The organism is Mesorhizobium sp. P2_D6, from assembly GCF_056404315.1.
Genome location: NZ_JBFUEG010000001.1, coordinates 674,262 through 695,658 on the forward strand (window position 1 = coordinate 674,262; position 21,397 = coordinate 695,658).

Annotated in this window: 19 protein-coding genes; 6 read left to right on the plus strand and 13 right to left on the minus strand. The window is 63.7% G+C overall.

Going from position 1 to position 21,397, the window contains the following annotated elements:
* The first annotated feature begins 57 nt into the window (after positions 1 to 57).
* Entirely contained in the window at positions 58 to 1,509 is a 1,452-nt protein-coding gene (locus AC1D1L_RS03020; RefSeq protein ID WP_477338688.1) for a hypothetical protein, read from the plus strand.
* 262 nt (positions 1,510 to 1,771) lie between these two features.
* On the opposite strand, the gene gyrB is transcribed toward AC1D1L_RS03020, so the two are convergent.
* From gyrB to AC1D1L_RS03035, 3 genes are all read right to left on the minus strand, one after another.
* Entirely contained in the window at positions 1,772 to 4,243 is a 2,472-nt protein-coding gene (gene gyrB, locus AC1D1L_RS03025) for a DNA topoisomerase (ATP-hydrolyzing) subunit B (RefSeq protein ID WP_477338690.1), read from the minus strand.
* A 145-nt stretch (positions 4,244 to 4,388) separates the two neighbouring features.
* Positions 4,389 to 4,709 carry a hypothetical protein gene (locus tag AC1D1L_RS03030; protein ID WP_477338692.1) on the minus strand — a complete coding sequence of 107 codons (321 nt, stop codon included), beginning with the start codon at positions 4,707 to 4,709 and terminating at the stop codon, positions 4,389 to 4,391.
* A gap of 28 nt (positions 4,710 to 4,737) precedes the next feature.
* Entirely contained in the window at positions 4,738 to 5,307 is a 570-nt protein-coding gene (locus AC1D1L_RS03035) for an NADPH-dependent FMN reductase (protein WP_477338694.1), read from the minus strand.
* Positions 5,308 to 5,524: 217 nt separating this feature from the next.
* Between AC1D1L_RS03035 and AC1D1L_RS03040 the strand changes: the two genes are divergently transcribed.
* Positions 5,525 to 6,895 (plus strand): cytochrome P450, encoded by a 1,371-nt coding sequence (locus AC1D1L_RS03040; protein WP_477338696.1) that lies wholly within the window; start codon positions 5,525 to 5,527, stop codon positions 6,893 to 6,895.
* Positions 6,896 to 6,910: 15 nt separating this feature from the next.
* On the opposite strand, the gene AC1D1L_RS03045 is transcribed toward AC1D1L_RS03040, so the two are convergent.
* From AC1D1L_RS03045 to AC1D1L_RS03075, 7 genes are all read right to left on the minus strand, one after another.
* Positions 6,911 to 7,891, minus strand: a complete 981-nt coding sequence (locus AC1D1L_RS03045; RefSeq protein ID WP_477338698.1) for a complex I NDUFA9 subunit family protein — start codon at positions 7,889 to 7,891, stop codon at positions 6,911 to 6,913.
* Between the two features lie 163 nt (positions 7,892 to 8,054).
* Positions 8,055 to 8,507 carry a DoxX family protein gene (locus tag AC1D1L_RS03050; protein WP_112563722.1) on the minus strand — a complete coding sequence of 151 codons (453 nt, stop codon included), beginning with the start codon at positions 8,505 to 8,507 and terminating at the stop codon, positions 8,055 to 8,057.
* A 324-nt stretch (positions 8,508 to 8,831) separates the two neighbouring features.
* Positions 8,832 to 9,833, minus strand: coding sequence for an Ldh family oxidoreductase (locus AC1D1L_RS03055; protein ID WP_477338700.1), 1,002 nt, complete (start codon positions 9,831 to 9,833; stop codon positions 8,832 to 8,834).
* A gap of 150 nt (positions 9,834 to 9,983) precedes the next feature.
* On the minus strand, positions 9,984 to 10,793 hold the full coding sequence (locus AC1D1L_RS03060) for an ABC transporter permease (RefSeq protein ID WP_477338702.1): 810 nt from the start codon (positions 10,791 to 10,793) through the stop codon (positions 9,984 to 9,986).
* Complete coding sequence (locus AC1D1L_RS03065; protein ID WP_477338753.1) at positions 10,793 to 11,506, minus strand: ABC transporter permease; 714 nt, start codon at positions 11,504 to 11,506, stop codon at positions 10,793 to 10,795. The genes AC1D1L_RS03060 and AC1D1L_RS03065 overlap by 1 nt, the downstream gene beginning before the upstream one ends.
* 142 nt (positions 11,507 to 11,648) lie before the next feature.
* Positions 11,649 to 12,446, minus strand: coding sequence for a transporter substrate-binding domain-containing protein (locus tag AC1D1L_RS03070; protein WP_477338704.1), 798 nt, complete (start codon positions 12,444 to 12,446; stop codon positions 11,649 to 11,651).
* Positions 12,447 to 12,500: 54 nt separating this feature from the next.
* Complete coding sequence (locus AC1D1L_RS03075; RefSeq protein ID WP_352582519.1) at positions 12,501 to 13,316, minus strand: ABC transporter ATP-binding protein; 816 nt, start codon at positions 13,314 to 13,316, stop codon at positions 12,501 to 12,503.
* Positions 13,317 to 13,529: 213 nt separating this feature from the next.
* Here AC1D1L_RS03075 and AC1D1L_RS03080 point away from each other — a divergent pair, with 213 nt between their 5' ends.
* The 4 genes from AC1D1L_RS03080 to AC1D1L_RS03095 all read left to right on the plus strand — a co-directional run bounded on the left by AC1D1L_RS03080 (position 13,530) and on the right by AC1D1L_RS03095 (position 17,508).
* Positions 13,530 to 14,402 carry a dimethylarginine dimethylaminohydrolase family protein gene (locus AC1D1L_RS03080; RefSeq protein WP_477338707.1) on the plus strand — a complete coding sequence of 291 codons (873 nt, stop codon included), beginning with the start codon at positions 13,530 to 13,532 and terminating at the stop codon, positions 14,400 to 14,402.
* Complete coding sequence (locus AC1D1L_RS03085; RefSeq protein ID WP_477338708.1) at positions 14,372 to 15,040, plus strand: TetR family transcriptional regulator C-terminal domain-containing protein; 669 nt, start codon at positions 14,372 to 14,374, stop codon at positions 15,038 to 15,040. Before AC1D1L_RS03080 ends, AC1D1L_RS03085 begins: the two co-directional genes overlap by 31 nt.
* The gene (locus tag AC1D1L_RS03090) at positions 15,037 to 16,617 is read left to right on the plus strand and encodes a 5-guanidino-2-oxopentanoate decarboxylase (protein ID WP_477338710.1); all 1,581 of its coding nucleotides are present in this window, start codon (positions 15,037 to 15,039) and stop codon (positions 16,615 to 16,617) included. Before AC1D1L_RS03085 ends, AC1D1L_RS03090 begins: the two co-directional genes overlap by 4 nt.
* A 183-nt stretch (positions 16,618 to 16,800) precedes the next feature.
* A complete protein-coding gene (locus AC1D1L_RS03095) occupies positions 16,801 to 17,508 on the plus strand; it encodes an SDR family NAD(P)-dependent oxidoreductase (RefSeq protein WP_477338712.1) in 708 nt (235 codons plus the stop codon).
* 205 nt (positions 17,509 to 17,713) lie between these two features.
* Here the strand turns inward: AC1D1L_RS03095 and AC1D1L_RS03100 are convergent, their stop codons facing one another.
* From AC1D1L_RS03100 to cmk, 3 genes are all read right to left on the minus strand, one after another.
* Positions 17,714 to 18,535, minus strand: coding sequence for an MOSC domain-containing protein (locus AC1D1L_RS03100; protein ID WP_477338714.1), 822 nt, complete (start codon positions 18,533 to 18,535; stop codon positions 17,714 to 17,716).
* A 229-nt stretch (positions 18,536 to 18,764) separates the two neighbouring features.
* Complete coding sequence (gene rpsA, locus AC1D1L_RS03105; protein WP_112563700.1) at positions 18,765 to 20,462, minus strand: 30S ribosomal protein S1; 1,698 nt, start codon at positions 20,460 to 20,462, stop codon at positions 18,765 to 18,767.
* Between the two features lie 206 nt (positions 20,463 to 20,668).
* Positions 20,669 to 21,319, minus strand: coding sequence for a (d)CMP kinase (cmk, locus tag AC1D1L_RS03110; RefSeq protein ID WP_477338755.1), 651 nt, complete (start codon positions 21,317 to 21,319; stop codon positions 20,669 to 20,671).
* Positions 21,320 to 21,397 lie beyond the last annotated feature (78 nt).

The window sequence follows — 21,397 nt, forward strand, 5'->3', positions numbered from 1 at the left end:
GGGTAGCATGGAACCAATCCCGTCCAGTCGACCGGATTGCCGTCAACGGAGACGTTGGTGCCCAAAGCTGTCGCATCGCCGGTTTCCAAAAAAGCGCCGCACAAGCCCAGCCAGGCGGTGGTGATCGTGCATGGCATGGGCGAGCAGCGGCCGATGGATACGCTGCGCGGCTTTGTCCACGCGGTCTGGAGCAGCGATCCCACCCGTGCTCCGCCTTACGCCCAGATCCCTGATCCCGACAATCCCAGCGCCACGATCAACCAGAGCTGGATCACGCCCGACAGCCGGACCAGGTCGCACGAGTTGCGCCGCATCACCACGCCTTACGATGTCGATGGCCGCCGCACCGATTTCTACGAGCTCTATTGGGCCGACATCACGCAGGGCACGACGCGCGGCCGGCTCGCCGCCTGGGTGACGAACCTGTTGTGGCGCAAGCCCGCCGATGTTCCGCCTGACGCCCGCAAGCTCTATGTCGCCACGCTTTTGATCGTCATCCTCGTTCTCGGCGCGGCACTGGTGCTGGCGACGTCAATCTGGCAGCAGGCTGTGTCCGTGGCTACCGGCCTCGTGATCACCGCTCTCGCCTCTTTCATCATCTGGGCGGTCGACCAGTTCGCCCTGCCCTATTTCGGCGACGTCGCCGCCTATGTGCGCGCTGAGGCGGCAACGATCGGGAAGCGGGCGCTGATCCGCGACCGCGGCCTGACGCTGCTCAGGACGCTCACGAAGGACGACAGCTACGACCGCATTGTGCTGGTCTCGCACAGCCTGGGGTCGATCATCGCCTATGATCTGCTGCAGATCTTGTGGGCCGAGTTCCGGCCGCGAAAACTGGAAGCCGTCCGTGACAAGGCCAAACTGGAAGCGGTCGAGGCCTTCGACAACGTAACGCTTGGTTCCGATGGTTCGACTTGGCCTGCTGCCGTCAACGACTTCGCTGGATTTCGGCGCGGGCAGTGGGCGCTCTACCAGCAACTGCGGACCAAGGATGCCGACCATCCGTTGCCGTGGAAGATCAGCGATTTCGTCACCCTTGGCAGCCCGCTCTCCCACAGCGAATTCCTGGTGACCTACAATCTTGCCGAATTCCGGCGCGGCCTCGCCGAGCGGCTGTTCTCGGCGTGCCCGCCGATTGCCGATGGCGGGCAGGCCGGCGGCACCGTGCTTTATCAGGAAGGTCACAGCGCCGCAGGCAAGGCGCAGCGCGCGATTCATCATGGCGCGGTGTTTGCGGCAACGCGCTGGACCAACGTCTTCGATCGCGGCAATGGCTGGGCGACAGGCGATCCTATTTCGGGACCGATGACGGAAAATTTCGGCCCCGGCGTCGAGAATATCCAGGTCGAGCTGCACAGCTCGCTCGGCCGCGTCTTCACCCACACGCTCTATTGGTCATTGACGGCAACCGGCGGCGAGGTCGCCCTGCCGGCAGGCGCCGCGCCGCGCTCGCATCTGCAAGTGCTGCGCGACGCCGTCGACCTCGGCCGCAAACTGGAACCGAGCTGAGCGGCGGCGTCGAGAGCGGTTCATCGGTGGATGATTGGCGGAAGCCTTCCCGACTTCGTCATCCTAGGGCGAAGCAGGAGCGAAGCTCCGTCGCGAAGACCCTAGGATCCATTCCGTGACCTCGATCGAAGGGTGCAGCGAGGCGGAATTCTGCGCCGTTTTCAATGCCTTAATGTTACGGCATGGATCCTGGGGTCTGCGCTGCGTCGCTTCGCTCCTTGCTTCGCCCTAGGATGACGAAGCGATAGCGAGGCGCCCGTCCTCAAATATCCAGATTAGCTACCGACAGTGCGTTGTCCTGGATGAATTCGCGCCGTGGTTCGACCTCGTCGCCCATCAGCCGCGAAAACAAGCTGTCAGCATCGGTCGCGTCATTGACCTTGACCTGCAGCAGCGAGCGCACATTCGGGTCGAGCGTGGTTTCCCACAGCTGCTCGGCGTTCATCTCGCCAAGGCCCTTGTAGCGCTGCATGGTCAGGCCCTTGCGGCCGGTCGCAAAAACCGCATTGAGCAGCGCCAGCGGCCCCGAAATGGTTTCGGAGACGTCCTTGCGGCGCAGCACCGGCGGCTCGCCATAGACCTCTATGAGGCGCGGCGCATAGCGGTCGAGCTGGCGCGCATCGGCCGAATTGATCAGCCCGGCATCGATCTGCGCGAATTCCTTGACGCTGCGCACCGTGCGCTCGAAGACATAGCCGCCGACGCCTTCATTGGAGGTCGACAGGCGGCCGGTCCAGCCGCGCTCGGTGTCCTCGGCGATAATGTCGAGACGCTGGGCGACGCGTTCGGCCATGGCGTTGGCGCGGCCAAGATCGTTGAGCACATCGGCATTGAGCGCGCCGGCAATCGCCGCCTGCTCGACCACGCCCCTGTTGTAGCGCGTGTGCAGACCGTTGATCAGCTGGCGCACCGCAAGCGCATCGTCGATGGAGCCGCGCAGATCCTGCCCGGCCCGCGCCTCGCCGGAGGCGAGTGTCAGCGACGCCTCCTCCAGCCCGGAGCCGATCAGGAACTCCTCGAAGGCGCTTTCGTCCTTGATGTATTGCGAGCTCTTGCCGCGCGTCACTTTGTAGAGCGGGGGCTGGGCGATGTAGAGATGGCCGCGCTCGATCAGCTCCGGCATCTGCCGGAAGAAGAAGGTGAGCAGCAAGGTCCTGATATGGGCGCCGTCGACGTCGGCGTCGGTCATCAGGATGATCTTGTGGTAGCGCAATTTGTCGGCGTTGAACTCGTCCTTGCCGATCGAGGTGCCGAGCGCGGTGATCAGCGTGCCGATCATTTCGGAGCCGAGCATGCGGTCGAAGCGGGCACGCTCGACATTGAGGATCTTGCCGCGCAAAGGCAGGATCGCCTGGTTCTGGCGCGAACGGCCGCCCTTGGCCGAGCCGCCGGCGGAATCACCCTCGACGATGAAGATCTCGGATTTCGCCGGGTCGCGTTCCTGGCAATCGGCGAGCTTGCCGGGCAGCGAGGTGACGCCGAGCGAACTCTTGCGAGTGATGTCGCGCGCCTTGCGCGCCGCCTCGCGCGCGGCGGCCGCCTGGATCACCTTGTCGATGACCACCTTGCCTTCGGTCGGGTGCTCTTCCAGCCAGGTGCCGAGCGCCTCGTTGACCAGGCCTTCGACCACCGGACGGACTTCTGAAGAAACGAGCTTGTCCTTGGTCTGCGAGGAGAATTTCGGGTCAGGAACCTTGACCGACAGCACCGCCGTCAGGCCTTCGCGGCAATCGTCGCCGATCAGCGCCACCTTTTCCTTCTTGGTCAGGCCGGAGGACTCGCCATAGCCGGTGATCTGGCGCGTCAGCGCGCCACGGAAGCCGGCGAGATGGGTGCCGCCATCGCGCTGCGGGATGTTGTTGGTGAAGGCAAGCACATTCTCGTGGTAGCTGTCGTTCCACCACATCGCCACTTCGACGGTGATACCGTCGCGCTCGGCCTTGATGGCGATTGGCTTGTCGATCAGCGGTTTCTTGACCCGGTCGAGATATTTGACGAACTCTTCCAGCCCGCCATCATAGTGCAGCTCATGGCGCACGAGATCGGCATGGCGGGCATCGGTCAAAATGATGCGCACGCCGGAATTCAGGAAGGCGAGTTCGCGCAGCCGGTGCTCGAGCGTGCCGAAATCGAACTCGACCATGGTGAAGGTTTCGGACGAGGGGAAGAAGGTGATTTCGGAGCCGCTGCGCCCTTCATAGGTGCCGGGCTGCTTGTTTTGCTCATAGCTGCCGGTGGCCTTCAGCGGCGCATCGGAATTGCCGTGCGTGAAGCTCATTTCGAAAATCTGGCCGTTGCGGCGGATTTTCAGCTTCAGCCAGGCTGACAGCGCGTTGACCACCGAGACGCCGACGCCGTGCAGGCCGCCGGACACCTTGTAGGAATTCTGGTCGAATTTGCCGCCGGCATGCAGCTGCGTCATGATCACTTCGGCCGCCGAAATGCCTTCGCCGGTGTGGATATCGGTCGGAATGCCGCGGCCATTGTCGATAACGGTGACAGAACCATCGGGATTGAGCGTGACCGTGACGAGGTCTGCATGGCCAGCCAGCGCCTCGTCGATGGCGTTGTCGACCACCTCATAAACCATGTGATGCAGGCCCGAGCCGTCATCGGTGTCGCCGATATACATACCCGGCCGTTTGCGGACGGCGTCCAACCCCTTCAAAACCTTGATGGAATCGGCGCCGTATTCGGCTTCGGCGCCGTTGGTGTTCTCGGTCTGGTCGCTCATGAAAACCTGTTGTCTAGATGCCGCTTATGCAGCGCGAAAAATCGGCCCCGAATCGCGCTTCTGATTTTGGTTAGATATAGGCGCTAAAGGCGGTTTTTCCAAGGTTTGCGGGGATTTCGAGGCCGAATTCCCAGCCGGCAGCCGGCTATTTTTTTCGGGCGTTGGGATGGGCCAGAAGGTTGCGCAAATATTTGATCATGAATTTGTCCCCGGGCGCCAGCCGTCCCGTACGGTCGAGCTCCTGCGTCAGCTTGAGCGCCTTGGTCAGCGCAGCCTTCGGATCCCTCGCCACATAGGCATAGGCGACATAGGCGCGCGCCAGATCGATTTGCCAGATCGCATTGTCCGGATCGGACTGGGCGAGTTTCTGGGCAATGGCGAGGCTGGCTTCGAATGCCGCCTTGGAACCCTCAAAATGACGTCGATCGGTTTCCAGATAGCCGATCTTCTGCAGGGTGATCGACATTAGCAAGCCGGGCCGAATACCGGCTGCTTTACGCAGCCCGCATCGGCTTCAGCACCTCGCTCCAGCGCGACAGCTCATCCAGCATGGCTTTGGTTCCGCCCTGCACCTGCTCGCTGGCCTTGAAGGAGCCGTCGCTCTCCAGCAGTTTCTGGTAGAGCGGCAGCGCGACGCCTTCGGGGATCGGCATGATGCCGACTGAGGTCAGCAGCGGCTTGAGCGCCTGCGCGGCGCGCAGGCCGCCGGAGACGCCGCCATAGCTGAAAATGGCGGCTGGCTTGTATTTCCATTCGCGGAGGAGGTAGTCGATGGCGTTGACGATCGCCGGCGCAACGAAATAATTGTACTCCGGCGCCACGAACACAAAGGCGTCGGCGGCATCGATGGCCTTCGACCAGGCTTTGGTGTGGTCGTTCTGATAATTGCCAAGCCTCGGGTGATGCGGTTCGTCCAGAACCGGCAGGTGGAATGCGGCAATGTCGGTCAGCACCGGTTCGAATTTGCCGTGTTCGCGCGCAAAACCCTCCAGCCAGTAGGCGAAGACCGGCCCGGCGCGGCCGGGCCGCGTGCTGCCGATGATGATGTTCAGCTGGTGCTTCAAGGCGGGCTCTCCTGGGCGGTTTGTAGTATCTGTTGGTGACTGTCCCCTACTGCAGAGTGTCCTGCCGGACAAGGCGCAGCCGTTTCACAGGCGGTCACGATCCGATGAACAGGCTGTCAGTCGAAGCATGCCCGCGATGCAGGGTTCCGGTCTGCCCTTCGGTCACATGGACGCCCCGATTGCCAGCCACTACATTGAGGCATCAGCGGAGTACCTCATGGACACGCAGCCCGCTCCCTTTGTGCCACCGGCGCCCAAGCCGCGCACGACGCCGCCTTCGACGCTGGAGATGATGCGGATCGTCTACCGCAATCCGCTCGAACTGTGGGGCGAGCACACCTACAACGAACCCTGGATTTCGGCGAATGGCGTCGGCGGGCATCTGATCGTCGCCAACGATCCCGGCCTCATCAAACACGTGCTGATCGACAACGCCAAGAACTACAAGATGGCGACGGTGCGCCAGATGATCCTGCGCCCGATCCTGCGCGACGGCCTGCTGACCGCCGAGGGCGAGGTATGGAAGCGCTCGCGCAAGGCGATGGCGCCGGTGTTCACGCCGCGCCACATCTTCGGCTTTGCCGAGCCGATGCTGCGCCGCACGATGCAGTTCGTTACCCGCTACGAGAATGGCGGCATGTCCGATATCGCCCACGACATGACGCTGCTCACCTACGACATCCTGGCCGAAACGCTGTTTTCCGGCGAGATTTCGGGGGAACCCGGCAGTTTCGCGCAGGAGATCGACCGCCTGTTCGAGACCATGGGTCGTGTCGATCCGCTCGACCTGTTGCGCGCGCCCGAATGGCTGCCGCGGCTGACCCGCATCCGCGGTCGCAAAACCATGGCCTATTTCCGCAAGATCGTCACCGACACGGTCAAGATGCGGGAAGAGCGGCTGAAGCGCGACCCAGACACCGCGCCGCAGGATTTCCTGACGCTTCTGCTCAGGGCTGAAGGTCCGGACGGACTGACGCGGGCCGAAGTCGAAGACAACATCATCACCTTCATCGGCGCTGGCCACGAGACGACCGCGCGGGCGCTGGGCTGGACGCTTTACTGCCTGGCCGAAGCGCCCTGGGAGCGCGAACGGATCGAGCACGAGATCGATGCCGTCTTGGCGCGCGAACCCGATCCGACGAAGTGGCTGGATGCCATGCCGTTCACCCGCGCCGCCTTGGAGGAGGCGCTGCGGCTTTATCCGCCGGCGCCGTCTATCAACCGCGAGCCGATCGAGACCGAGACGTGGAACGATCTGGTGCTGCCCAAGCGCGCCGCCGTGCTGGTGATGCCCTGGGTCGTGCACCGCCACAGGAAACTGTGGGACAGGCCCGACGCCTTCATGCCGGAGCGGTTCCATCCGGGAAATCGCGAGAAGATCGACCGCTTCCAATATCTGCCGTTCGGCGCCGGGCCGCGCATCTGCATCGGCGCCAGTTTCGCCATGCAGGAGGCGATCATTGCGCTCGCCATCATGCTGTCGCGCTTCCGCTTCGATGTTACGGCCGAAACCAAACCGTGGCCGGTGCAGAAACTGACGACGCAGCCGCAGGGCGGCCTGCCGATGCAGGTGACGCGGCGCGTTTAGGGCGTGGAGCCTTAGTTACGCGATGCCTGCGGGCTTGCGCTGAAACTGGCCGGCGGCGCGGAAGCGCCAGAGGTAGCTCGGCAGGATGCTGCCGATCGACTGCGGCTGGATGTCGAGGCCGGCAAGCGTCCGGTTGGCCTTGGTCGCAGCCTCCGAGACGATGTTGTGCTCGCGCAGCTGCAGCACCTGGTCCTTGGTCAGCAGCGGATTGGGCAGCAGGCCGAGGACCGAGGCCTGCAGATTGGCCACCCACCACGGTACCGGCACCAGCAGCCGCTTGCGTTCGATGACCGTGAGCAGTTCTTCCATGCACTCCTTGAAGGTGAGCACCTGCGGCCCGCCGAGCTCGTAAATCTGGCCGCCCTTGATCTTGCCTTCGACCGAACGCGCCACCGCCTCGGCGACATCGCCGACATAGACCGGCTGGAACTTGGTCTGACCGCCGCCGATCAGCGGCAGCACCGGCGAATAGCGCGCCATGTCGGCGAAACGGTTGAAGAAGCTGTCCTCCGGTCCGAAATTGATCGAGGGACGGAAGATGACGGCGTCGGGGATGGTCTCGAGCACTGCCTTTTCACCGAGCGCCTTGGTGCGGGCATAGTCGGACTCGGCCTTGAGGTCGGCGCCCAGCGCCGAAATATGGGTGAGGCCGGCGCCGACGGAGCGCGCTGCCTCGGCCACGGCGCGGGCGCCGAATTCGTGCACGGTGTTGAACTTCTGGCGGCCGGTCTCATGCAGGATGGCGACGAGATTGATGACGTGGTCGGCGCCCTGGACGGCGCGGTCGACCGACCAACGCACGCGCACATTGGCCTGCACCGGCTGGATCTGGCCGACATTGCCGAGCGGCTGCAGATGGCCTGCGAGATCGGGCCGGCGCACCGGCACCCGGATGCGGTAGCCGCGCTTGGCCAGCGCCCGCACGATGTGACGGCCGACAAAACCGGAGCCGCCGAAGACGACCACGAGCTTGGGGATTTGCAGGATTTCGGTCATGGCTGGCTCCGGCGCTCGAAAGCATGGCTGAAGCCGTTTCATAGTCCGTTTTGGGCCAAAGGCAAAGGGTGACGCGTCGTCGCTGCCACCCTCCTTTCTGAGCAATTCCAGGAAAAGTGTGAAGCGGTTTTCCGTCTGGAATTGCGTCTAAGTAAAGCACCTTTCAGAACGCCTTGCCGATGCGAGCGTCGACCGATTGGCGATTGCCGCCGCGGATGACGAAGAACAGCAGGATCGCCGCCCACAGAAGCGACTTTTCGGCGCCGGAAAACCCCTGGCCGACAGTGATCCAGTGGAACCAGACGGTGACCAGAAGCACGAACATGCCGGCGAAGGCGGCCGGACGGGTCAACAGGCCGATGGCGATCAAAATGCCGCCGAAGAATTCGGTGCAGGACAAAAGCAGGGACCAGAACGCCCCGGGATAGAAGCCGAGACCCTCGACCATTTCGGCGGCGCCGAAAGGGTTGGTGATCTTCTGCGAGCCGTGGATGGTGAGAAACCCACCGGCGATGACGCGAAGCAGGGTTTCCACCCCGTCATGCAGCGACGAATACAGGCGGCCAAACGCCGGGATGATCAGTCTGTCGCGGGAAGCGTCGGTGGTTACGGACATCGTAGCTCCTGTTGTTGTGATGACCACTCGCAAACGCCCGATGGCTCCCGGCAAGTCAAGTTAACAAAAGTTAACTTTCACCGTCATGTTTATCGCACTTAGCGTAAGACGCAGAAAACCCCGCCGAAGCGGGGTTTTCCGGGTGACGCAACGGTCGAGACAGGGCTCGAGGCGGCTGACCTGAGACGGCATACGCCCGCTCCGGCCCTAAACGCATCCGACAGAAGACACCGACCGGGCAAACCCAACCCGGCAGCCATTGGTCGCCGCGACCGGCGGAAAGGTTCAGCAGGGCGCGGAAAAATTCGCTGCCGCAGGACTGCTTCAGCTCGAATAGCGCTCGGCGAATTCGGAAATGCGCTGCACCACGGCCTTGGGGGCGTTGATGCCGCGGGCCTGCGCCTTTTCCGCCGCTTCGGCGCGGGCTCGGCCCGGCACGTGGACGCCGAAGCGCCGGCGCAGCCGGTCAAGCTGGTCCTTCATGCGCTGCTCGAAATCCGGATCGAGCAGTTTTGGCTCGACGGCGAGCACGAACAGGCCGGTTCCCGGGCTGTCCGGTCCGCCGGTGAACCATGGCGCGTCGAGCGACCAGTTGGCGCCCGACAGGCCGGCCGCCAGGACTTCGACCATGAGCGCGATGTTGGCGCCGCGCTGGCCGCCGAAGGCGAGCAAGGCGCCTTTCATGGCCGCGGCCGGATCGGTGGTCGGATTGCCGCTGGCGTCCAGCGCCCAGCCTTCGGGGATCTTCTTGCCGTCCTCGGCCGCCTTGCGGATGTTGACGAAGGCGGTGGCGCTCGACGACTGGTCGATGACCAGCGGCGCGCCGTCAGCAGCGGGTGCGGCAAACGACATCGGATTGGTGCAATAGACCGGCTTGACCGAGCCCGAGCCGGCCAGCACCGCCGGCCCGTTGGTGGCGGCGAAGGAGACCAGTCCCAGCTGCGCGAGACGCCCGGTGAAATAGCCGAGCGCGCCGCACGTATAGGCGTTCTTCTGCGAGAATATGGCGACGCCGAACAGCTTTGCCGCCTTGGCAAGGTCGTCGATAGTGCGGTCGAAGCCGGTATGCGCCAGGCCACCGCGCGCATCGGAGAGATAGACGGCAAGCGCCGGCCGGGTGATCAGCGGGTCGGCATTGCCGTCTATGCGGCCCGCTTCCAGCGCTTCGAGGTAATCGATGAAATGGGTCAGCCCGACGGTCGACAGCCCTTCCGCCTCGGCGGCGATGATCGAGGCAGTGAGCGACTGCGCCGCCTCTTCATTGGCGCCGGCGCCAAGAGCTGCCATCCGGCAAAGCCCGGTTGCCTGGTCGAGAGAGAGTTGCATCATAGTGATCCTGCGCTTGCGGCATCTGAATTTGCGTCAGCTGGTCTCTAGCAGGACATGCAGCGGCGTTGGTGTTGAAAATCGGCCGCGACTGCAAGAAAAGCGGCTGATACCTCCGCGCTTACCGTTACCATTCCAGGGTAGGCGGCTCTAGCCGACCTTGTTTGGAATCCGTGCCTCGATCTTGCTGAAGGCAAACACCAGTATGCCGGTGATGGTCATGTAGATCAGCGCCAGCAGCAGAAGCGGCTCGTAGGTGAGATAGGTGTCCTGCCGCACCTTGGACGAGACGGCGAAGATGTCGATGACGCTGATCGTCGCCACCAGCGGTGTCGACTTCAGTTGCAGCACGGTTTCACCGGTCAGCGTCGGCAGCGCCCGGTAGATGGCCTGCGGCAGCCAGATGCGGCGGAAAATCTTCCAGCGGCTCATGCCGAAGGCGCGGGCGGCCTCTAACTGCCCCTTGGGCACACCGGCAAAGGCGCCGCGCATCACTTCGCCCTCGTAGCCGGCGAAGGACAAGGTCAGCGCCAGCACGCCGTAGGGCCAGGCTTGCCTGAGATACGGCCACATCCAGGATTCGCGGATCCACGGATATTGCGGAAACAGCGAGCCCAGCCCGTAATAGAGCAGCCAGAGCTGGATCAGCAGCGGCGTGCCCCGGATGACGGTACAGAATGTCTTGGCGGGTGCGGCGAACCAGAACGAGCCGGTGGCCTGCGCCAGCCCGAGCGGCACGGCCAGCAGGAAGCCGAGACAGCAGGTGACGGCCAGGATCCACAGCGAGCGCCAGATGCCCAGCAGTCCCATTTCATAATATTGCGGCAGCCAGTCCCAGCGCATGAAGAAGGCGGCGCTCAGCACCAGCCCGATCGCGATCAGGATCAGCACGATGCGATGCGGCTGCAGCCACAGCGACGTCCGCGCGGCAACATTGATGATGGTCGCTTCCCCGGCCATCAGCGGGATTCCTTGATCGAAGGCATGCCGCGCCTGGACCGCGCCTCGACGCGGCCGATGATGAAGTTCGAAACCAGCGACACCAGGAGATAGAGGAGGGCTGCAGCAAAAAAGAAGGTAAAATAGGCCTTGGTCACGCCGGCGGCCTGCCGCGTCGCCAGCGCCAGTTCTTCGAAGCCGACGACAGCCAGAAGAGCGGTGTCCTTTGTGGCGATCAGCCACAGATTGGCGAGCCCCGGTATGGCGAAGGGCAGCATTGCCGGCAGCGTTATGCGCCGCAGCATCAGGCCGGGTGACATGCCGTAGGCACGGGCGGCTTCGATCTGGCCCTGCGGTATCGCCAGGATAGCGCCGCGGATCACTTCTGTGGAATAGGCGCCCTGGACGAAGCCGAGCACGGCGATGCCCGCACCAAGGCCGCTGATGTCGAGGCGCTGGTAGCCGAGTGCCGCCAACAGCTGGTTTATCAAATCGGTGCCGGCGTAGTAGAGCAGCAGGATCAGCACCAGCTCCGGCACGGCGCGCACGACAGTGGTGTAGACGGCGAGCAGGTCGCGCACCACCGGGCCGCCATAGAGTTTGCCGAAGGCGCCGGCAGTGCCGATCATAAGACCGAGGCACGTAGCGCCGAGTGCGATCTCCAGCGAATGCAGAAGGCCGAGCAGGAACTTGCCGCCCCAGCCCGGCGGGTAGGGCGAAAGAAGCTCGATGATGCCGGCCGCCGAGGCCGAAAGAAGTGCGTCGATCAGCGTCGCCCCCGGATTGCTGGCGTCAGCCGCTGCCCATTGTTGTCAGCGATTTCGGCGAAACCGCGCGGCGTGGCGCCGCGCGGCTTCTGCTCATGCGTGGACGATGTCAATTCGACTGTGGTTCGTCGCCGTAAATGTCGAAATCGAAATATTTCTTAGTGATCTCGGCATATTTGCCGTTGGCGCGGATGGCCTTGATACCGGCGTTGATCTTGTCCTTCAGCTCGGTGTCTTCCTTGCGCACGCCAGCGCCGACCCCAGGTCCAAGGATCTCCAAGTCTGGTGCTACCATGCCTTTCAGGTCGCAGCAGGCCTTGCCTTGATCAGACTTCAGGAAGGCGTCGAGTGCGATGGAATCGGCCTGAACCGCGTCGAGGCGACCGGCGGCAAGATCCTGGTTGGCTTCGTCCTGGGTCTGGTATTCCTTGATCTCGGAGGCTGTGCCACCAAAGTGCTTCTTGGCGTAGGCCGAGTGCGTGGTCGACACCTGCACGCCAAGCACTTTGCCCTTGAGGTCGTCGGGCGTGGCACCAAATTTCTGGTCCTTCGGGCCAATGATTGCGGTCGGCGTGTTGTAGTACTTGTCCGAGAAGTCGATGGTCTTCTTGCGCTCGTCGGTAATCGACATCGAGCTGGCGATGACATCGATTTTCTTGGTCGTCAGTGCCGGAATGATGCCGTCCCAGGCAACAGGGGTGATGACGCAGTCGAGCTTCTCCTCGGCGCACACGGCGTCGATGAAGTCGATTTCCCAGCCGACCCATTTGCCTGAGGCATCCGGCGAGGTGAAGGGCGGATAGGGCTCGGCGGCGACGCCGATCTTGACCGGATCGGCCTTGGCCACGCCCATGGCGGCGACGCCGAGCAGCAGCGCTGCGGCGAAGGTTTTCAGAACAGTCTTCATAGTCACGACTCCCAGTTTGTTGTTGGTTCCCGGTTTTCTTCCGTCCCGGCCTTCCTAGCCGATGTTGCGGATGAACTGCTTCAGCCTTTCGGATTTCGGTGCGCCGAAGATCTGCTCCGGCGGCCCCTCTTCCTCGACCAGCCCGTTGTAGAGGTAGACGACGTGGGTCGCGACCTCGCGGGCGAACTTCATTTCATGCGTCACCAGCACCATGGTGCGCCCTTCGCGTGCCAGGTCGCCGATCACCTTCAGCACCTCGCCGACCAGTTCCGGGTCGAGCGCCGAGGTCGGCTCGTCGAACAGCATCACGCGCGGGTTGATGGCCAGGGCGCGGGCGATCGCCGCGCGCTGCTGCTGGCCGCCGGAGAGATAGGCCGGATAGACATCGCGCTTTTCGGCCAGCCCGACCCGCGCCAGCAGCTTTTCGGCTTCCCTGATCGCCACGTCGCGCTTGACGCCGAGCACGTGCACAGGAACCTCAATGACGTTCTCGATCAGCGTCATGTGGCTCCACAGGTTGAAGTTCTGGAACACCATGCCGAGTTTGGAACGGATGCGTTCGATCTGCCGGCGGTCGGCGGGAATGGTGTGGCCGTGGCTGTCGGCCTTGAGCTTGATCTCCTCGCCATTGACACGGATGATGCCGCTGGTCGGGTTCTCCAGGCAGTTGATGCAGCGCAGCAGCGTCGATTTGCCGGAGCCTGAGCCGCCGATGATGGCGATGACCTCGCCGTCGCGCGCCGACAGCGAAACGCCCTTCAGCACATGCAGCTGGCCGAATTTCTTATGCAGGTTCTCGACATGGATGGCTTCGGCCGCACTATTCAGCGCCTTGCCGGATGGGACTGTGGCTACTCCCACCGCGCTCACCGGGAGACCTCTACCACATAGTCGACGGCAGATCGTCGAACGTCTATCCGGCTAATCAACATACGCTGTAATGCCACTCCAGACTTCAGCATGGACTCAACAGCGCGAGCCCGTCAATCCCGCTCATTACGGCACTTGCGGCCTTATTGTGCAAGTGTATAAATAGCTTTCGATGAAATTTTTTCCATTTTTTTCACCTTGAAAAGGGCATTGATGAGCGCTTTCGGATCACAGTCCATGGCGGCGCCGCTGCGGCGTGTGCTGATGCGGTCGGCCGCCAATGCCATGCGCGGCGCCGACAGGGCTACCTGGCACTATGGCCCGGGTTTCGACCCGGCGAAAGCGGCGTCGCAGCACGCGGCTCTCGCTGAACTGGTAAGGGCTTCCGGCGCCGACATCGAATGGATCGATGACAAGGCCGACGGACTATCGGACTCGGTATTCACGCACGACCCGTCGCTGATGACCGACCGCGGCGCGCTGATCCTGTCCATGGGCAAGCCATTGCGCGCCAGGGAGCCGTCGCTACATGAGGAAACCTATACACGCCTGGGTATTCCTATCCTCGGCCGTGTCGAGGCTCCAGGCCAGGTCGAAGGCGGTGATTGCGTATGGCTGGATAACAGCACGCTGGTGATCGGGCGCGGTGTGCGGTCCAACCAGGAAGGCATCCAGCAGGTGTCCAACCTGCTGACGCCGCTGGGGATCTCCGTCTACGGCTTCGATCTGCCGCTGTGGCAGGGCGAGGAGGCGTGCCTGCATCTGATGTCGGTGATCAGCCCGCTGGCCGACGACCTCGCTTTGGTCTATTCACCGCTTTTGCCGGCTCCGTTCTATCAGTTGCTGAAGGCACGCGGCATCCGGCTGGTCGAGGGCGACGCCGAAGAGTTTGCCGCGTCCAACGGCCTCAGCCTGAACGTGCTGCCAACCAGCCCGCACAAGGTCATTGCCGTCGCAGGCTTTCCCAAGACCCAGGCCGCAATGGAAGCAGCCGGCTGCACGGTTGAAATCTTCGACGCGGATGCGCTCTGCATCGCCTGCGAAGGTGGGCCGACATGCCTGACGCGGCCCATCCTGCGCCAATGAATGAGCGCCGCAAGTTCCGTCGCGAGGGCGAGGAGCGACGGCGGCAGGACCTGATCGACGCGACCCTGGACAGCGTGGCGGAACATGGCCTGGAGGGCGCCAGCCTGCGCGCCATCGCCTTGCGCGCCGGTGTCACCGCCGGGCTGATCGGGCACTATTTCCCCGGCAAGGAGGAATTGCTGCAAGAAGCCTATGCAACGCTGATGGGCCGCATGACCGAGCAGGCGAAAGCGGCATTGCTTGTGGAAAATGCCTCGCCGCGCCAACGCCTTGCGGCCTTCGTCACCGCCAACCTCAACGCGCCGATCATCGATGCGCGGGTGTTTTCGCTCTGGGCAACCTTCATCGGCCGCGCCGGTGCGGATCCGTCGCTCGCCCGAGCGCACCGCGAAGGCTATCTCGGCTTTCGCAACGAGGTGGAAGCGGTGGTGGCCGAAGTGCTTGCCGCCGAACAGCGCAAGCCGGGCGCAATTGAGCTGCGCCGCCATGCCATCGCGATCAACGCGATCATCGACGGGCTCTGGATCGAAGGCTGTCTGGCCGCAGAGATGTTCTCGCCTGGCGAATTGGCGGCGATCGGCGTCAAAGCCATAGAGGCCGAGCTCGGCCTCGCACCGGAAAGGGGAAAAGACAAATGACAACGCTCGGCGAAGCCCTCATCACGCTGCTCGAAGCGCATGGCGTCGACACCGTCTTCGGCATTCCCGGCGTCCACACGGTCGAGCTTTACCGCGGCCTGGCGCGCTCGAAAATCCGCCACATCACGCCGCGGCACGAACAGGGCGCCGGCTTCATGGCCGACGGCTATGCGCGCGCCAGCGGCAGACCGGGCGTCGCCTTCGTCATCACCGGGCCGGGGCTGACCAACACCATCACCGCCATGGGCCAGGCACGCGCCGATTCGGTGCCGATGCTGGTGATTTCGGGCGTCAACGCGATGCCGACGCTGGGCAAGGGGCTGGGCTTCCTGCACGAGCTGCCGGACCAGCGCGGCATGATGGAAAAGGTGGCGCTGTTTTCGCAGCGCGTCACCGAGGCCAGCGAATTACCAGGCGCTTTGGCGCAGGCCTTCGCGTTGTTTTCGTCCTCGCGACCGGGGCCTGTGCATATCGAAATCCCGACCGACGTCATGGTCAAACCGGCCGACGGTATTGCTGCCTTGCTAAGCAATGCGGCGCCGCCGGCGCCGGATGGCGTGGCCATTGCCGCAGCTGCCAAGCTCATCGCCGCCGCGCGCCGGCCGCTGATCCTGGCCGGCGGCGGCGCCAAGCGCGCCGGTGAGCCCTTGCAGCGCCTAGCCGAGCGGCTGGGTGCGCCAGTCGTCCAGACGGCCAATGCACGGGGCCTGCTGCATGCGCATCCGCTTTGCGTGCCTGCCAGCCCCAGCCTGAAGGCAGTGCGGGCGCTGATGGCCGACGCCGATCTGGTCATCGCCGCCGGCACCGAATTCGGCCCAACCGATTACGACGGCTACAGCGATGGCGGTTTTGTCTTGCCGGCCAACCTGATCCGCATCGATATCGGCGCCGACCAGATCGCCCGTCGCCCGGTAAGCGTCGGCATCCAGGCCGATTGCGCTGAGGCGATCGAAACCTTGCTTGCCGCGATAGGCCCTGATCGTGTCGCAGCGAAGGCCGGCGAGAGCCGCGCCGACGCGGCACGAAAAGCGGCCTTTGCCGAACTGAGCCCGGCCTACGCGGCACAGGTGCATGCGGTGGAAACCATCCGCGACGCCTTGCCGGGCGCCATCATCGTCGGCGATTCCACACAGCCGATCTACGCCGCCAATCTCTATTACGACCACGACCGGCCGGGCGGCTGGTTCAACGCCGCCACCGGCTTCGGCGCACTCGGCTATGGGCCGCCGGCGGCGATCGGCGCCGCGCTCGCCATGCCCGGCGTGCCGGTGGTCTGTCTCACCGGCGACGGCGGCTTCCAGTTCACCCTGCCGGAACTGGGCGCGGCGCTCGATGCGCCGGCGCCGGTCATCTTCGTCGTCTGGAACAACAGAGGCTATCGCGAGATCGAGACCTCGATGCTCGATGTCGGCGTCGAACCAGTCGGAGTGTCGCCGGCGCCACCGGATTTCTGCAAGCTGGCCGAGGCTTACGGCATTGCCGCCGAACGGCTTGCCGGTACTGCTGATCTTGCCGATGCGCTCAAACGCGCACGCGCAACTGGGCTACCGCACGTCATCGAAATCACCATCGATTGACGCTTTGCCATTCGCCGTACGTCCATGCGCCGGCAAAGGGGCGGCCGGCTGCTTCGAGCGATGCAAAGACGCAACACTGCCATGTCGAGATGGCGGTTGAGTGATCGTGCAAAAGGCGCGACGCTCTGCGTCGGCGCGGCATAACGACAGACAAAATCATAAAAAACGACAGGAGCGTCTAGGATGACGGAAACACTTCAGGGAAAGCATATCGTGGTGACCGGTGGCACCGGGGCGCTCGGTGCAGCGGTTGTCGGCAAATTGTTGGCCGACGGCGCGATCTGCCACGTGCCGAATGCCCATGCCGCGGCCCCCACGCATTTTCCCTTCACGGCAGATGATCGCGTCCGGCTGGCGCATAATGTCGATCTCGCCGATCCCGCCAAGGTCGATGCCTTTTACGACAGCGTTCCTGATCTGTGGGCCTCCATCCATCTGGCCGGCGGCTTTGCCGGAGCACCTGTCGAGAAGATCGAATCGGCATCCTTTGCCGAAATGATGGACACCAACGCCCGCACTGCCTTCCTGTGCTGCCGCGCGGCCGTGCGCTCGATGCTTGGCTCGGCTACTGCGGGCCGCATCGTCAATGTCACGGCCCGCGCCGGGCTCGACCCGCGTCGCGGCGCCGGCATGGTCGCCTATGCCGCGAGCAAGGCCGCGGTGGCGGCAATGACGGTGGCAATGGCGGAAGAGCTGAAGCACAAGGGCATACTGGTCAACGCGGTCGCGCCCTCAACGCTCGATACGCCCGCCAACCGCGCCGACATGCCGGACGCCGATGTCACCAAATGGGTCAGCCTCGAAGCCGCCGCCGAGGCAATCGCCTATCTGGCATCGCCGGCCAATCTGGCGATGAGCGGCACTCTGGTGCCGCTTTACGGTCGCGCCTAAAGGGGCGCCGCGTAGGGCGTCTCATTTGCAGACGAGCTTGCCTACAGCTTGAACTTGCGTGGGTCCGGCATCAGTTCCGCGCTCGCATCGTCGACGATAAACACATCGAGCGTGCAGCCGCCGCCGCCCACCTAATCTAGAGCCAAGGTCGGCCTTTTCCAACATGGCGGCCGCCGACGCTCCACGGCATAGAAGAACCCCGCGACTATGTCAGGTTCGAGACGCCCGCCTCCACGACCTCGACTGCGTCACCGATTGAGATCGTGCCGGCGTTGTTCGGAATCGCGTTCTGGCCGAAGATGATGCCGCCCTTGGCGGAGCGGTGGAGTTTGCCAAGCGTCTGCAACGGCTCGCGCGGGTCCGGCTGCTCGCCGCTGTGCGGATCGCGGGTGGTGATGACACAGCGCGAGCAGGGCTTTGCGATCCGCAACTCGACAGCGCCGATGCGGATCGTCTTCCAGTTGTCTTCAGGCCATGCGCCTTCGGCGTCGAGGACGATGTTCGGGCGAAACCGCGCCATCTCGATGGGCCTGGCAAGATGGCTGTTCAGATGGTCCAGCGAGCCCGTCGTGGCGACCAGCAGCGGAAAACCGTCGGCAAAGCCGACATAGTCGCCGGGCTGACTGAATTCCGGGTCGACCGGCCGGTTTGTCGGATCGTCGAAATAAACGAGATCGACGGGCCGGCCAAGAATCGCCGAGAGATATGCGCCGGCGGCCGGATCGGCCGACCGCGCAACAACCATGTCCTTCCAGATCTTGACCTGACGCAGCGCGGCACCAGAGGCTGGAGCCTCTACGGCGTGCGAGCCATGCCTGTCATGCTTCAACAGAATGCCGGTGCCGCGATGCTCGACGTCGATAGTCGTCATTGCCGGTATCTGGCGAATGGTGAGGAACTGGCCGTCCTTGTCGACGACCATCCAGCGACGGTCGCCTGCCATGCCCATGGTCTCGATGTCAGCGCTCGACACGGCATGGCCGCGCAGGCTCTTGACCGGATAGCGATAGAGTTCGACGACCTTCATGCGCAATGCTTCTCTGTTGCCCCGAAGGGCGTGACATCCCACGTTTATGCCGGCAAACGACATGCGCCCGAACCTACAGCCGCCCGTGCCGAATTGAAGGGGTTCCACCGTCTTTGTCTTGTGCCAACCGCCTCGTAAGGCCGCCGCCACTCAGCTCTCACCGCGCATGAAAAAACCCGCGAGCCTTGCAGCCCGCGGGTTTTCTTGTTCAGGCCGCGCGCGAAGCGGCTTAGCTGCCCTGCTTCTTCAGCGCGGCGCCCAGGATGTCGCCCAGCGAAGCGCCGGAGTCGGTCGAGCCGTACTGTGCGACTGCTTCCTTCTCTTCGGCGATTTCCAGCGCCTTGATCGAGACCTGCAGCTTGCGGGTCTTCTTGTCGAAGGCGATGACGCGAGCGTCAACCTTCTGGCCGACAGTGAAGCGCTCGGGGCGCTGCTCGTCGCGGTCACGGCTGAGATCGGAGCGCTTGATGAAGGTCTCGATGCCGCTGTCGACCAGCCGCACTTCCAGACCGCCATCCTTGACGCCGATGACTTCGCAGGTGACGACCGCGTTCTTGCGCAGTTCGCCTGAAGTCGCGGCTTCACCGACCGTATCCTTGGCCAGCTGCTTGATGCCGAGCGAGATGCGCTCCTTGTCGATGTCGACGTCGAGCACCTGCGCCTTGACCATGTCGCCGCGGTTGTACTCTTCGATGACCTGCTCGCCCGGACGGGTCCAGTCGAGGTCGGAGAGGTGCACCATGCCGTCCACGTCGCCTTCGAGGCCGATGAACAGGCCGAACTCGGTCTTGTTCTTGACCTCGCCCTCGACCTGGCTGCCGACCGGATGGCTCGAAGCGAAAGCCTGCCACGGATTCTCGAGCGTCTGCTTGAGGCCGAGCGAGATGCGGCGCTTGGCCGGATCGACCTCGAGCACCACAACGTCGACTTCCTGCGTCGTCGACAGGATCTTGCCAGGATGCACGTTCTTCTTGGTCCACGACATTTCCGAAACGTGGATGAGGCCCTCGATGCCCGGCTCCAGCTCGACGAACGCGCCGTAGTCGGTGATGTTGGTGACGGTGCCCTTGATCTTCTTGCCGATCGGGAACTTGGTGCCGATCTCGGACCACGGATCCGACTCGAGCTGCTTCATGCCGAGCGAGATGCGGTGGGTTTCCTGGTTGATGCGGATGATCTGCACCTTGACCGTCTGACCGATGTTGAGGATTTCGGTCGGATGGTTGACGCGGCGCCATGCCATGTCGGTGACATGCAGCAGGCCATCGATGCCGCCGAGGTCGACGAACGCACCGTAGTCGGTGATGTTCTTGACGACGCCTTCGACAACCTGGCCTTCTTCGAGGTTCTGCACGATTTCCGAACGCTGTTCGGCGCGGCTTTCCTCGAGCACGGTACGGCGCGACACAACGATGTTGCCGCGGCGGCGATCCATCTTGAGGATCTCGAAGGGCTGCGGGTTGTGCATCAGCGGGGAGACATCGCGGATCGGGCGGATATCGACCTGGCTGCGCGGCAGGAAGGCCACGGCGCCGTCGAGGTCGACGGTGAAGCCGCCCTTGACCTGGTTGAAGATGACGCCTTCGACGCGCTCACCCTTGGTGAACTTCTCTTCGAGCTTGACCCAGCTCTCTTCGCGGCGGGCCTTGTCGCGCGACAGGACGGCTTCGCCCAGTGCGTTCTCGATGCGCTCGACCATGACTTCGACCGTGTCGCCGACCTTGAGCGTCGAGTCCTTGCCCTTGACGCCGAATTCCTTCAGCGGCACGCGGCCTTCGACCTTGAGGCCGACATCGATGATGGCCATGTCTTTTTCGATCGCCAGGATCGTGCCCTTGACGACCTGACCTTCGCCGGAGTGACCGGTGGTAAATGATTCTTCGAGCAGGCTCGCGAAATCGTCGCGAGTGGGATTTGCAGCTGACATATTTTCTCCTGGAGTGCCCCGCATCTGAAAGCGGGACGGGCGCCGTGGGTTAGCGTTGCGTTGGCCTGCCGGCGTTCCGGGCTACAAAAGCCCTGGGCCGCCTAAGCGGCAATTCCGGCGCATGAAGAATGCTGGCAGGCTGGTTCGTGCCCGATATGGGTATTTTCTTCGCTTCCGGCAATCGGCGGCAGCGGGAAAACCTTCAATCAGGCTTTATCTCTCTTGGCCAAGGCGTCGTCTATGATCGCTTTGGCCGCCAGAAACGCGGCCTCTATAGCCATTTCGGAGGTATCAAGCAAGTGCGCGTCGGTGGCCGGCTTCAAGGGCGAGTCGGCGCGGCCCATGTCGCGTTCGTCACGGCGCACGATATCGGCGAGGATTTCGGAAAAATTGGCGGAGCCGCCGATGCTTTCGATCTCGGCCAGCCGGCGCTGCGCGCGCACCTCGGCGCTCGCCGTCACATAGAGTTTTATGTCGGCATCGGGGCACACGACGGTGCCGATGTCGCGGCCGTCGAGCACCGCACCCGGCGGCGTCTTGGCGAAGTCGCGCTGCTTTTCGACCAGGATGCGCCGCACGGTAGGATAGACCGCGACCTTCGAGGCCGCCTCGCCCACCGCATGCGCCGACAGCACCGCGCGGTCGAGCTTCGCCAGATCGACCTGACGGGCGGCGGTCTCGGCCGCCGAGACATTGTCGAGCGGCAGTGCGTGCTGGAGCAGCGTGTGCGCTACGGCTCGGTAGGTGAGGCCGGTGTCGAGCAGGTTGAGGCGGTAGTGGTCGGCCAGCCGGCGGGCAAGGGTGCCTTTGCCGGCGCCGGCGGGACCGTCGATGGCGATGGTGAAAGTCGGGGTCATTGGCGGGGCGCCGCGATCGAGAGGCGCGATGAACAAGGCAGACGCCGCGATCTTTCCCACCCCCCTCTGTCCTGCCGG